Annotated in this window: 10 protein-coding genes and 1 tRNA gene; 6 read left to right on the top strand and 5 right to left on the bottom strand. The window is 56.0% G+C overall.

Annotation, left to right across the window (positions count from 1 at the left end; genetic code table 11):
* The first annotated feature begins 4 nt into the window (after window positions 1–4).
* The gene (locus ACR0DU_RS04825) at window positions 5–355 is read left to right on the top strand and encodes a DUF2794 domain-containing protein (RefSeq protein ID WP_010442919.1); all 351 of its coding nucleotides are present in this window, start codon (window positions 5–7) and stop codon (window positions 353–355) included.
* On the opposite strand, the gene ACR0DU_RS04820 is transcribed toward ACR0DU_RS04825, so the two are convergent.
* The 3 genes from ACR0DU_RS04820 to ACR0DU_RS04810 form a co-directional block, all read right to left on the bottom strand.
* Window positions 352–1,089 (bottom strand): C40 family peptidase, encoded by a 738-nt coding sequence (locus ACR0DU_RS04820; RefSeq protein ID WP_480872787.1) that lies wholly within the window; start codon window positions 1,087–1,089, stop codon window positions 352–354. The genes ACR0DU_RS04825 and ACR0DU_RS04820 overlap by 4 nt on opposite strands.
* Window positions 1,086–2,468: a leucyl aminopeptidase family protein gene (locus ACR0DU_RS04815; protein WP_480872785.1), complete on the bottom strand. Its 1,383-nt coding sequence runs from the start codon at window positions 2,466–2,468 to the stop codon at window positions 1,086–1,088. The genes ACR0DU_RS04820 and ACR0DU_RS04815 overlap by 4 nt, the downstream gene beginning before the upstream one ends.
* A gap of 63 nt (window positions 2,469–2,531) precedes the next feature.
* Window positions 2,532–2,921, bottom strand: a complete 390-nt coding sequence (locus tag ACR0DU_RS04810) for a hypothetical protein (protein ID WP_480872784.1) — start codon at window positions 2,919–2,921, stop codon at window positions 2,532–2,534.
* Between the two features lie 143 nt (window positions 2,922–3,064).
* On the opposite strand from ACR0DU_RS04810, the gene ACR0DU_RS04805 reads away from it, so the two are divergent.
* Entirely contained in the window at window positions 3,065–3,715 is a 651-nt protein-coding gene (locus ACR0DU_RS04805) for a carbonic anhydrase (protein ID WP_010442915.1), read from the top strand.
* Between the two features lie 104 nt (window positions 3,716–3,819).
* Entirely contained in the window at window positions 3,820–4,350 is a 531-nt protein-coding gene (locus tag ACR0DU_RS04800; RefSeq protein WP_480872782.1) for an SRPBCC family protein, read from the top strand.
* Between the two features lie 321 nt (window positions 4,351–4,671).
* On the opposite strand, the gene ACR0DU_RS04795 is transcribed toward ACR0DU_RS04800, so the two are convergent.
* Window positions 4,672–4,758: transfer RNA gene (locus ACR0DU_RS04795), tRNA-Leu, on the bottom strand.
* Between the two features lie 198 nt (window positions 4,759–4,956).
* Here ACR0DU_RS04795 and ACR0DU_RS04790 point away from each other — a divergent pair.
* A complete protein-coding gene (locus ACR0DU_RS04790) occupies window positions 4,957–5,940 on the top strand; it encodes a complex I NDUFA9 subunit family protein (protein WP_480872780.1) in 984 nt (327 codons plus the stop codon).
* Here ACR0DU_RS04790 and ACR0DU_RS04785 read toward each other — a convergent pair whose 3' ends face one another.
* The gene (locus tag ACR0DU_RS04785; protein WP_480872778.1) at window positions 5,941–6,744 is read right to left on the bottom strand and encodes an undecaprenyl-diphosphate phosphatase; all 804 of its coding nucleotides are present in this window, start codon (window positions 6,742–6,744) and stop codon (window positions 5,941–5,943) included.
* 229 nt (window positions 6,745–6,973) lie between these two features.
* Between ACR0DU_RS04785 and ACR0DU_RS04780 the strand changes: the two genes are divergently transcribed.
* Together ACR0DU_RS04780 and gltB are read left to right on the top strand one after the other, a co-directional pair.
* Window positions 6,974–8,407 (top strand): NAD(P)-dependent oxidoreductase, encoded by a 1,434-nt coding sequence (locus tag ACR0DU_RS04780; RefSeq protein WP_480872776.1) that lies wholly within the window; start codon window positions 6,974–6,976, stop codon window positions 8,405–8,407.
* A 124-nt stretch (window positions 8,408–8,531) separates the two neighbouring features.
* Window positions 8,532–13,064 carry a glutamate synthase large subunit gene (gene gltB, locus ACR0DU_RS04775; protein ID WP_480872775.1) on the top strand — a complete coding sequence of 1,511 codons (4,533 nt, stop codon included), beginning with the start codon at window positions 8,532–8,534 and terminating at the stop codon, window positions 13,062–13,064.
* Window positions 13,065–13,096: the final 32 nt, after the last annotated feature.

Raw genomic sequence — 13,096 nt, 5'->3', positions numbered from 1 at the left:
TTTTATGAACATGCAGCCTCCCAGCCGGTTCGGGTCCGGCTCTGCCCAGATGCCGGTCGCGTTTGACCGGCGTGAGATGTCTCAAATCCTGTCTGTCTATGGCCGAATGGTCGCCGCCGGTGAATGGCGTGACTACGGAATTTCCAATTTACGCGAGACAGCCGTGTTTTCAATTTTCAGGCGAACTGCCGAACATCCGATTTACCGGGTGGAAAAGCACCCCCGCTTGCGAATGCGGCAGGGTATGTATTCGGTGGTGGGTATGGATGGGCGCATTCTGAAACGTGGGCACGATCTGCGCTCTGTTTTGAGAGTTCTGGAACGCAAATTGATCCGGGCGGTTGACTCAGATTAGAGCCTTTTATGCGCCGTAACTGGCCCATCGCCTTGCGCTGCAATTCGGGCAATCGCCTGATCCATCGGCTCAAGCGCGACAGCCATGTGATAGGCATTGGCGTGGAGCAGCAAATTCCCGGCCGCCACCCAGGCCACATGGCCCTTCCAGAATAGCAGATCACCGCGACGCGCAGGTTCCCCTGCAGACACAAGTTCTCCGACTTCACGTTCCTGATCGCCGCTGTCTCCGGGACAGGGGATGCCGCAGGCTAGCAGGGCAGCCTGTACCAAACCCGAGCAATCCAGTCCGAACCGGCTATTGCCTCCCCATAGATATGGCGTGCCAAGAAACAGTTCGGCAGCGGCAACAGGATCGGCGAGCTGAGAGTAGGCAGGGACAGCGTGGACCGCTGGAATAAAGCCCAGTGCGGTCTCCATAAATCTGTCTTCCTCCGACAAAACGCGAATTCTGCTGCCGAAACTTAATGAGGTTAGGTCGCGACTTTTAATGTCAGGCTTCTCGTATGCGTGGGTCGAACCGGCTATGATCCAGTGAGTCTGGGGCTCAATTGGGCCCAACCGATTGGTGGGCAGCCATCCCTGATAACCATCCTTGCTAGCTTTGATCTTGCTCCAGCCATCAAGCTCTTCTTCGATGGTCACAGAGTCACCGAATAGCAATTGCCGGTCGCGCGAGCCATCAGGTTGACGTAGCAAATCGACGACGGGACGGATAATACGCGCTTGGGTCATAGGCCAAGAAGCTCCGGAAGGGCCGCCAGAAGGGCACGTGGCCCTTGACCCAACCCGCCCTTGCTGCGGCCGGGTTCCTTGCTACGTTGCCAGGAATAGATGTCAAAATGCATGTAGCGGCTGCGGTTAGCAAACCGGCGCAGGAATAGCGCTGCGGTGATTGACCCCGCAAACCCACCGGACGGCGCGTTGTCGAGGTCGGCGATGCCAGGCTCAATCATCGCTTCGTAGGGCTCATGGAATGGCATGCGCCAGACCGGATCTGCGACAGTTTCTGCTGCCCGTGCCAGCGTTTCGGCTGCCTTGTTGTCATCGGTATAATACGGTGCCAAATCGGGCCCCAACGCTACCCTTGCTGCACCGGTTAACGTGGCCATCGATATCAGCAGATTGGGCGCGTCCTCATGTGCCAGCGCCAGCGCATCGGCTAGAACCAACCGTCCTTCGGCATCGGTGTTGTTGATTTCTACGGTCATTCCATTTCGCGCGGTTAATATATCACCGGGACGGAATGCGTTGCCCGCAACCGAGTTCTCGACAGCTGGGATCAACACCCTCAGTTGTAATTCCAACCCGAGTGCCATGATCATACGGGCCAAACCTAGCACATTGGCTGCGCCACCCATATCTTTCTTCATCAACCCCATCGAGGCACCTGGTTTCAGGTTCAGCCCTCCGGTATCGAAACAAACCCCTTTGCCAACCAATGTCAGTTTCGGGCCGCTGTCACCCCAATTCATCTCCAGTAGCCGAGGCGCCTGTTCCGCTGCGCGTCCGACCGCGTGGATCATTGGAAGGTTCTGGTCCAACAGCGCCTCGCCACTGATGACCGATACATCTGCATCGAACTCCTGCGCCAGGTCCTCAATGGCTTGTTGCAATTGCGTGGGGCCCATATCCGCAGCGGGAGTGTTGACCAAATTCCGTATTAAGGCCTCGGATTTTGCCATGATCTCGATCCGTTTGGCATCCAAACCTTCGGGTGCAACCAACGCGGCATTTGCAGCGATTTGCGCGGCGTAGCGATCAAACGCGTACCCGGTCATCAGCCAGCCAAAGCATTCAGCTTCAAGCACGTTCGCCGGGATGCCCGAGGCTATGCGATAGGTTCCTTTTGGTAACGATTCCGCCGCTGCGGCCAAGGGAAACCGTTTGCGCGCTCGTTTTGCCGCGCTGCCATATCCCGCAAGGGCAAATTCAGGCTTACCATCTGGGCCGGGTACCAAAACTGTTTGACCAAGTGCGGCAGAAAAACCATCCGCCGAAACCCATGAGTGCACGTGATCCGGCTGATTTTCCAGCCAGCCCGCCAATTCGGATTGCTGCAGAACATATAGCGGCAAAGACGGGTCAGTAGCGGGGGCAAAGGACAGGGTCATACGGGCCTCGGCTGGTTGAAGTTTGGCACAGACTATCCGTCTGCGGCGTCCCCGCAACCCCTCTCAGACCGATAGATCCTGCTGATCCCAGATGGCGGTCAGCGAACGCTCGCCAACCCGGATCAGACGGCATAGCGTGGCACCTGTTGCTACAGCATCGCCGACATCAACCGATTGCACGACGTCACCCGCGACACGGGCCAATGCTGTCATGCCGATCTGTTCGGATATGGCCACCAATGATTTGGCGCATTTGCGCAGCCCAGTCCAATCGCGTTTCCGCCAGAATCTTTCGCAATTCGACATACGCAGAGCGAGCTCTTCAACTGTTCTGCACAGCACATCCATCGCATTGTTTTCACCAAGTTGATGATACAGGCTGTTAAGGCGGTCCGGGTCCAGACGCACGGATTCTTTCTGTTCAAGCGTGATAATCTTGTCCACCACATTCACCCCAGTTGATATGCCCCCACGGCACGCTACAATTCTGCTTTGAAATACCTTTGCAATTCCTTGCGGAGCAGCGGGATAATGTCTCGAATTTTGTGAGAATTCAGGGTACAGAGCGATCCAGTCAAAACAACAGGGGCATCAGAATGAAATTTGCCAAACCTTTGCCGACCTATCTGGTGAAACGGTATCACGGCTGGAAGGCGACCACCTATTCCGAGAATCAGGTCTGGTATCGGCGATTGGCGACGGAGGGACAGCGCCCGCGCGCAATGGTCATTTCGTGCTGCGACAGCCGGGTGCATGTGACCTCGATCTTCGGTGCCGATCAGGGTGAGTTTTTCATTCACCGTAACATCGCCAACCTGGTGCCACCTTACGCACCGGACGGGGATCACCACGGCACCAGCGCAGCTATCGAATATGCGGTAACGGCGCTGAAGGTCGCGCATCTGATAGTTCTGGGTCATTCTCAATGTGGCGGCGTGCAGGGCTGTATCGACATGTGCAAGGGACAGGCTCCGCAGCTTGAGGCGAAAGACAGCTTCGTCGGACGTTGGATGGATATCCTCAAGCCTAAATACGAGCTGGTTGCCGATGTCGAAGACAGCACCGAACAAGCCCGGCAATTCGAGCGTCAGGCCGTGGTCGCCTCGCTGGAAAACCTGATGACCTTCCCTTTTGTATCTTCCGCCGTCGAAGAAGGTTCACTCAGCCTGCATGGGCTCTGGACCGATATCGGAGAAGGCGGGTTGCAGAGTTATGATCCGCAGGAAAAGAAATTCGTCGTGGTATAGGCACGTCATTCATTGCTTGACGCTAAACAGCGCAGATCAGTCCTCTGATTCTGCGCTGTTTTTTGATATAGTCCATCCAGTTCAATTGGATTCGGACCATTTCTATGAGATTGATTAAACGTATCCTCGTCGCCTTTCTTCTTATCATTCTGGCACTGGTTGGGGTGTCCTACCTGCTGCCAGGTAAAGCCGAGGTGTCGCGCAGCATCACGATCGACGCCCCGGCCGCCATGATATTCCCTTATGTTAATTCGATGCAGGAGACCGAGAAATGGTCGCCGTGGCTGTCGCGTGATCCCGAAACCAAGCTCAGCTACAGCGGCCCGGATGCTGGGGTTGGCAATACATTGAACTGGAGCTCAGACAATCCGCAGGTGGGCACTGGATCACAGGAAATTATTGAAAGCACCCCCGATCAGTCCGTCAAAACCGCCCTCGACTTTGGCCCGATGGGGACTGCGACGGCTACATTCGCATTGCAATCCGAAGGTGCAGGTACGCAGGTGACCTGGGGTTTCGTGTCTGAGTTGGGAATGAACCCTATGTCCCGCTGGATGGGCCTGATGATGGATAACTGGGTCGGTGGCGATTACGAGCGCGGGCTTGAGAACCTTAAGGCACTGGTTGAGGGATAGCGCTAAATCGAGACGTTGAATCGAGCGCGAGATTGGTTCTCGTGAATTCAGCGGCATTGCGGCAAAAACACCTTTTGGATTCATTGTGTTATCAGCAATCAGAATTTCGGCGATGACCAGGCAACTTTGAAAAGGTTGAGATGACAACCGGCTGCTCAACCGACTCGCTCACAATGCGGGTTCGTCTCAAAACGGGGAACGAGTATATTTACAGATGCCCGGAATTGACTTCAGTCGTGACTTTTATTCGGGAATGCACCTGAATAATGATCAAAACCTCAATCAAATTGAGTTTTTGTGAACATCCATGTGGGAAAGATTTGGTGCCCAGGAGAGGACTCGAACCTCCACGTCCATACGGACACTAGCACCTGAAGCTAGCGCGTCTACCAATTCCGCCACCTGGGCAGGTGTCGTGGAGGGGCGTTTAAGCCGACTGGCGGTAGGCGTCAACCGGATTCGGGGCGTTTTTTGAAAGTTTTTTAGTGTCTCGCCCTGACGGGGATACACGCATTGGATTTTCGCGGATGCGCGGCGTTATTGCGCCTTGTCCGTCGAGCGGTTGGGCGGTAGATCAGATCAGAACCAGACAGCAGGAGCGCCATCATGTCCAAACTGGTCACGATTTTCGGTGGATCGGGCTTTGTCGGCCGATATATCGCTCGGCGCATGGCAGCCGAAGGCTGGCGTGTTCGGGTCGCTGTACGGCGACCCAATGAGGCGATGTTTGTGCGACCGTATGGCGCGGTCGGGCAAGTTGAGCCCATACTGTGCAATATCCGCGACGATGCTTCGGTCGCTTCGGCGATGCATGGTGTCGATGCTGTGGTCAACTGCGTCGGTGTCCTGAATGAGCTGGGCAAAAATGCGTTTGACGCGGTGCAGGCCGACGGGGCCGAACGGATCGCCCGTCTGGCTGCGTCGAACGATGTCGATCGCATGGTTCATATCTCCGCCATTGGCGCCGATCTGGAATCTGATAGCGAATACGCACGCACCAAAGCCCAGGGCGAGGCGAATGTTCTGCAACACCTGCCGGGGGCTGTTATTCTGCGCCCTTCGATAATCTTCGGGACCGAGGATCAGTTCTTTAACCGATTTGCAGGAATGACGCGCATGAGCCCATTCCTGCCTCTTGTCGGAGCCGACACCAAGTTTCAGCCGGTCTATGTGGATGATGTTGCACAGGCCGCTGTTCAGGGTGTTTTGGGCAAGGCCTCTGCAGGGATTTATGAGCTTGGCGGTCCCGAGGTTAAGAGCTTTCGTGGCTTGATGCAGCAGATGCTCGAAGTGATCCATCGTCGTCGGATCATCATAGGCATGCCGTTCCTCGCTGCCAAAATCATGGCGGGCGTACTGGATATCGTAAAGTTTGTTAGTTTTCAGTTGTTCCCAAACAATATCCTAACCCGCGACCAGGTTAGAAACCTGCGGCGCGATAACGTCGTGGCAGAAGATGCCAAGGGGTTTGTGGATCTTGGGATTGAGCCCGCAACACTGGATTCGATATTGCCGGAATATCTCTGGAAATTCCGCCCATCGGGTCAATATGACGATATTCAGAACTCGGCCAAGAATCTGCGTATCTGATCAGGAATAGGCGATAACTAACAGGATCGCCCCAAGGATCACGCGATAGATTACATAAGGTGTGAAACTGACGCTGCGCAACAGGCGCATCATCAGGCTCAACGCCAGCAGTGCGGCAACAAATGCAAACGCTGCCGCGATGACTCCGTCCTTCGCCAAATCCCAGTTAGCATCCTGGATGACGTCAACCGACAAAAGGGCTCCCGAGGCTAATATAGTTGGAATAGACATCAGCATGGCAATCCGGGCCCCATCTTCCCGTGTATACCCGAGTTGTCGTGCACCCGTGATGGTAATCCCAGACCGTGAGGTCCCCGGGACCAGCGCCAGCACCTGCCATAGCCCCATTATCACGGCATCTCTTATGCCCCAATCTGATGCATGTTTGATTTGCGCGCCTTTCTGATCCATCCAGTACAGCAGCAATCCGAATCCCAGCATCGTCCAGCCGATGACCGCGATTGAGCGCAGGGATTGCTGAAGCCCTGACAGGTACAGAATCGCGCCGACAATAACGGTTGGAATGGTGGCCACGATTAATCCGAAGGCCAGCTGTGCCCTGGGAGTATCGATTCGCCCGGTCAAAACTTCTGGCAGACCGGCCAATGCCTGCCTCACATCTGACCAGAAATACAGAACCACGGCACCAAGCGTGCCCAGATGAACAGCGACATCAATCGCCAGGCCTTGGTCACTTGCGCCGGACAGGCCCGGAAGCAGGATCAGATGGCCCGAGGATGAGACCGGCAAGAACTCGGTGACGCCTTGGATAATCGCCACAAGAATCAAGTGAAAAAGACTCATCTGCTCTGCCGGTGTTGTGGTCTGCTTGTTGTGATCAATGGGTATAAGCGTGTTGCGAGAAAGGAAAGCGCATAGATAGGTCCGAATCGGTACTATTTTCTGGACAAAATTTCACCTCAACACGCCAAATCACCGAAATTTTCTAATAATAGGTCAGTATATTTGACTTTTCATCCTCAATGACTTCCCTTAAAGAGACCCAAGCAAGCCAATTCATGGAGTCTGACCCGTGGCCAAGCAACCGATGCTGAAATTTGTGCAGATCGATCGCGTCATGCCTGAAAAGCGTGCCGCTGGTGACCGCAAAGAGGACTTTGATGAAATCTATGCGGAGTTTGCCGCCGAAAAAGCGGCCGAGCAAGCGAGTCGTTGCAGCCAGTGTGGTGTGCCTTATTGCCAATCGCATTGCCCATTACACAATAATATCCCCGACTGGCTGCGCCTGACCGCCACAGGGCGGCTGGAAGAAGCCTATGTGACCAGCCAGGCGACCAACACGTTCCCAGAGATATGTGGCCGTATTTGCCCGCAGGACCGACTTTGTGAAGGTAACTGCGTAATCGAACAATCGGGTCACGGGACGGTCACCATTGGAACGATCGAGAAATACATAACTGATACAGCCTGGGACAAAGGTTGGGTGAAGCCCGTTGCACCAGCGGCGGAGCGTGGCGAAAGCGTTGGCATCATTGGTGGCGGCCCCGGCGGGCTGGCCGCGGCCGATATGCTGCGGCAGGCGGGCATCCAGGTCACGGTCTATGATCGCTATGACCGCGCAGGGGGTCTGCTGATGTATGGTATTCCGGGTTTCAAACTGGAAAAAGACATTGTCCAGCGTCGCAATGATTTGCTGGCCGAAGGCGGCGTAGAATTTGTTCTGAATTGCAATGTGGATGCTGCCAAGTTCGAAGAAATCCGAGCAAAACATGATGCAGTAATTATTGCGACCGGTGTCTACAAATCCCGCGATCTGTCCATGCCGGGCAGCGGTCTGACCGGGATCGAAAAGGCAATCGATTTCCTGACCGCCTCGAACCGTAAGAGTTTTGGAGATGCCGTTGAAGATTTTGATAGTGGCCGCCTGAACGCTGAAGGTAAGAAAGTTGTCGTCATTGGCGGCGGTGACACCGCAATGGACTGTGTACGCACGTCAATCCGGCAGGGGGCAACTTCGGTCAAATGTCTCTATCGCCGTGACCGGGCGAATATGCCGGGGTCACAGCGTGAAACCCAAAATGCCGAGGAAGAAGGTGTCATCTTTGAATGGCTCAGTGCGCCCAAAGGCTTTACTGGCGACGCCAAGGTTTCAGGTGTCATGGTGCAGAAGATGCGCCTGGGTCAGCCCGACGCATCAGGCCGCCAATCGCCAGAAGTGATCGAAGGTGCGGATTATGTCGAAGACGCCGATCTTGTCATCAAGGCGCTGGGTTTTGAACCCGAAGACCTACCCACCCTGTTTGGTCAGCCCGACCTGCCGGTGACTCGGTGGGGCACTATCAAGGCCGCATTCGAGACTGGTGAGACCGAAATGGAAGGCGTTTACGCGATCGGAGACATCGTGCGCGGGGCGTCTCTTGTGGTTTGGGCAATCCGCGATGGGCGCGATTGTGCTGACGCGATTATCGGCAGGTTAAACGCCAAAGCCGCAGTCGCAGCCGAATGATACAAAAAGCGGCGGATCACCTGCTGCAATCATAATATCAACTACCCGAAGGACAGGCGTTACTAAATGAACGCCCGCAAAGGTTCAGAAACCCTGGAGTGCCGACGGAAGAAGGAGACAGCCAATGACCAAGTTTGACGCAGATTGGGTGCAGGCCGAAGAAACCAAACGTCAGTGGATGGCTGAGAATGGTCTTTATTCCGAAGAAGATGAACATTCATCCTGCGGCGTGGGTCTGGTTGTTTCTGTTGACGGCAAGAAAAGCCGCAAAGTTGTTGACGCCGGGATCGATGCGCTCAAGGCGATCTGGCACCGGGGGGCTGTGGATGCTGACGGCAAAACCGGTGACGGAGCAGGCATCCATGTGCAAATCCCCGTACCGTTTTTCTATGACCAGATTCGTCGCACCGGGCATGAGCCAAACATGGACGAACTCATCGCGGTTGGTCAGGTGTTCTTGCCCCGGACTGATTTTGGTGCGCAGGAAAGCTGCCGGACCATCGTCGAAACCGAAGTGCTGCGCATGGGGTATTATATCTACGGCTGGCGGCATGTGCCGGTCGATGTGACCTGTCTGGGTGATAAGGCCAACGCAACCCGGCCAGAGATTGAACAAATCCTGATCTCGAACTCCAAAGGCGTGGATGAAGAGACCTTCGAGCGTGAGCTTTACGTCATCCGCCGCCGCATCGAAAAGGCCGCCGCCGCCGCGGGGATCTCAGGGTTGTATCTGGCCTCGCTGTCCTGCCGGTCGATCATTTACAAGGGTATGATGCTGGCCGAACAAGTGGCGGTGTTCTATCCCGACCTGATGGACGAACGCTTTGAATCCGCGTTCGCGATCTACCATCAGCGCTATTCGACCAACACATTCCCGCAATGGTGGCTGGCCCAGCCGTTCCGTATGCTGGCCCATAACGGTGAAATCAACACACTCAAGGGCAACGTCAATTGGATGAAAAGCCATGAGATTCGAATGGCCAGCGCGACCTTTGGTGACCATGCCGAGGATATCAAGCCGATCATTGCGGGTGGATCGTCGGATTCGGCCGCATTAGACTCGGTTTTTGAGGTTTTGGTGCGCGCCGGACGTTCAGCCCCGATGGCGAAAACCATGCTGGTGCCGGAAAGCTGGTCCAAGCAGGCAGTCGAACTGCCTCAGGCTTGGCGCGACATGTATTCCTATTGCAACTCAGTCATGGAACCGTGGGACGGACCTGCCGCGTTGGCGATGACCGATGGACGTTGGGTATGTGCCGGACTGGACCGGAACGGCCTGCGCCCCATGCGATATGTTGTAACGGGTGATGGTCTGGTCATCGCGGGTTCCGAGGCCGGGATGGTACCAATTGACGAGGCGTCGGTGAAGGAAAAAGGCGCGCTTGGACCGGGGCAGTTGCTGGCCGTGGATATGAAGAAGGGCAAGCTGTATCGTGACACCCAGATCAAGGACAAGCTATCGCGCGCCTTGCCGTTTGGCGATTGGGTCAGCAAGATTAACGATCTGGATACAACGCTTGCAGGTGTAACCGAAGCGCCCATGTTCTCGGGCGAGGAACTGCGTAAGCGCCAGATTGCTGCGGGATACTCGGTTGAGGACCTCGAACAGATCCTGGCCCCTATGGCGGAAGATGGTAAAGAAGCGCTTGCTTCGATGGGGGATGACACGCCTTCGGCTGTTCTGTCGAAACAGTATCGCCCGCTCAGCCATTTCTTCCGCCAGAACTTTAGCCAGGTTACAAACCCGCCAATCGACAGTTTGCGCGAGTATCGCGTCATGTCGCTGAAAACCAGATTTGGTAACCTGAAGAACGTTTTGGACGAAGATAGCAGCCAGACTGAGATTGTGGTTCTGGAAAGCCCCTTTGTCGGCAATGCGCAATGGGAATTGCTGGTCGGGCAGTTCAACTCTCCTTTGGCCGAGATCGATTGCAGTTTTGCCCCGGGTGAGGGTCAGTTGGACTTGGCTCTGGCCCGCATCCGCGCCGAGGCGGAAGAAGCGGTGCGTTCGGGTGCAGGACATCTGGTGCTGACCGATCACCATTCCGGGCCAGACAAGGTGGCAATGCCGATGATTCTGGCCACAAGCGCCGTACACAGTCATCTGACACGGCAAGGGCTACGGACCTTCTGCTCGCTCAACGTGCGGTCGGCAGAATGCGTCGATCCGCACTATTTCGCGGTGCTGATCGGGTGCGGTGCAACCGTTGTGAACGCGTATCTGGCCGAGGATTCTCTGGCAGACCGGATCGAACGGGGCCTGTTGGACGGCACCTTGACCGAGAATGTGGCGCGATATCGCGAAGCCATCGATCAGGGCCTGCTCAAGATCATGGCAAAGATGGGTATTTCTGTCGTGTCTTCTTATCGCGGCGGCCTGAATTTCGAGGCCGTCGGCCTGAGCCGCGCCATGGTGGCCGAGTACTTCCCCGGCATGACGAGCCGGATTTCCGGCATTGGTATCCACGGCATTCGAGTCAAGGTCGAAGAGATTCACGCCAAGGGCTGGGCAAGCGGCCTGGATGTGCTGCCCATCGGTGGTTTCTACAAGGCGCGTAAATCGGGTGAGACCCATGCGTGGGAAGCGACCTCGATGCACATGATGCAAATGGCCTGTAATAGAGCCTCATATGAGCTGTGGAAGCAGTACTCGGCCAAGATGCAGTCGAACCCGCCGATCCATTTGCGCGACCTGATGGACTTCAAACCGCTGGGCAAGCCGGTGCCAATTGAAGAGGTTGAATCGATCACTTCGATCCGCAAGCGTTTTGTCACTCCCGGTATGTCGCTGGGCGCGCTGTCACCAGAGGCACATAAGACGCTGAATGTGGCGATGAACCGGATCGGTGCGAAATCCGACTCGGGTGAGGGTGGTGAAGACCCTGCACACTTCGTGCCGGAGCCCAATGGCGATAACCCCGCGGCCAAGATCAAACAGGTGGCTTCGGGGCGGTTTGGCGTGACCGCCGAGTATCTGAACCAATGTGAAGAGCTTGAGATCAAGGTCGCTCAGGGTGCGAAGCCGGGTGAGGGTGGTCAGCTTCCGGGTATGAAGGTCACCGACCTGATCGCGCGTCTGCGGCACTCGACTAAGGGTGTGACACTGATCTCACCGCCGCCGCACCACGACATCTACTCGATCGAGGATCTGGCGCAGCTGATCTATGACCTCAAGCAGATCAACCCGCGTTGTAAGGTGACGGTGAAGCTTGTTGCGTCGTCGGGCGTTGGCACAATTGCTGCCGGTGTGGCCAAGGCGAAAGCGGATATAATCCTTATTTCGGGTCACAATGGCGGTACAGGCGCATCGCCCGCGACCAGTATCAAATACGCCGGCCTGCCGTGGGAAATGGGCCTGACAGAAGCGCATCAGGTTTTGGCCATGAACAACCTGCGCGACCGCGTGACCCTTCGCACTGACGGGGGCCTGCGCACCGGGCGTGACATAGTCATGGCCGCCATGATGGGGGCCGAGGAATACGGTATCGGTACCGCTGCATTGATCGCGATGGGCTGTATCATGGTGCGTCAGTGCCAGTCGAACACCTGCCCAGTTGGTGTCTGTACGCAAGACGAATCCCTGCGTGCAAAGTTCACCGGCAACGCGGACAAGGTCGTCAACCTGATCACCTTCTACGCGCAGGAAGTGCGCGAACTTCTGGCCAGCCTAGGGGCGCGTTCGGTTGATGAGATTATCGGTCGCGCAGACCTGTTGGCTCAGGTAAGCCGGGGCTCTGCGCATCTGGACGATCTGGACCTCAATCCGCTGCTGATCACCGTCGATGGAGCGCACAACATCGTGTACAACCGCGACAAAGATCGCAATGCGGTGCCTGATACGCTGGATGCTGAGATCGTGCGCGATGCCGCCCGGTTCTTGAAAGACGGTGAAAAGATGCAGCTGTCATACGCCGTCCAGAATACGCACCGGACCGTGGGAACACGTGTCTCCAGCCATATCGTCCAGAACTTTGGGATGCGGAACACGTTCCAGGACGACCACTTGCATGTCAAACTGCAAGGTTCGGCCGGTCAATCGCTTGGGGCCTTTGCTGCTCCGGGATTGAAGCTGGAAGTCTCAGGTGATGCCAATGATTATGTAGGCAAAGGCCTTTCGGGTGGCACAATCGTCGTGCGTCCACCGCAGGTCAGCCCGTTGAAGGCGGATGACAACACCATCGTTGGCAATACCGTCCTGTATGGTGCGACCGACGGACATCTGTTCGCGGCAGGTCGCGCGGGTGAGCGGTTCGCGGTTCGGAACTCGGGCGCAACTGTTGTGGTCGAAGGCTGTGGCTCGAACGGGTGTGAATACATGACCGGCGGTGTTGCGGTAATCCTGGGTGACATTGGAGCGAACTTTGGCGCGGGTATGACAGGCGGCATGGCCTATCTGTACAATCCCGAAGGCAAGGCCGAAGCGCTGTTGAACAACGAGACCCTGGTCACCTGTCCAGTCACGGTAGAGCATTGGTTGGATCAACTGAAAACGCTGATCCAACGCCATGTCGACGAAACCAATAGCCGCAAGGCTGCAGACATTTTGCAGCACTGGGAAGTGGAAAAGACGCATTTCCTGCAGGTCTGCCCCAAGGAGATGCTGAACAAGCTAAGCCATCCCCTGACCACCGAAGTCGCAGCGGTTCCTGCAGAATAGGATCTGCGATATCGAAAACGGTTTACCCGGCG

The organism is Ruegeria sp. G2 (assembly GCF_056533505.1).
Note: the sequence above shows the minus strand (reverse complement) of the source record. Positions and strands in the feature narration are given on the sequence as shown.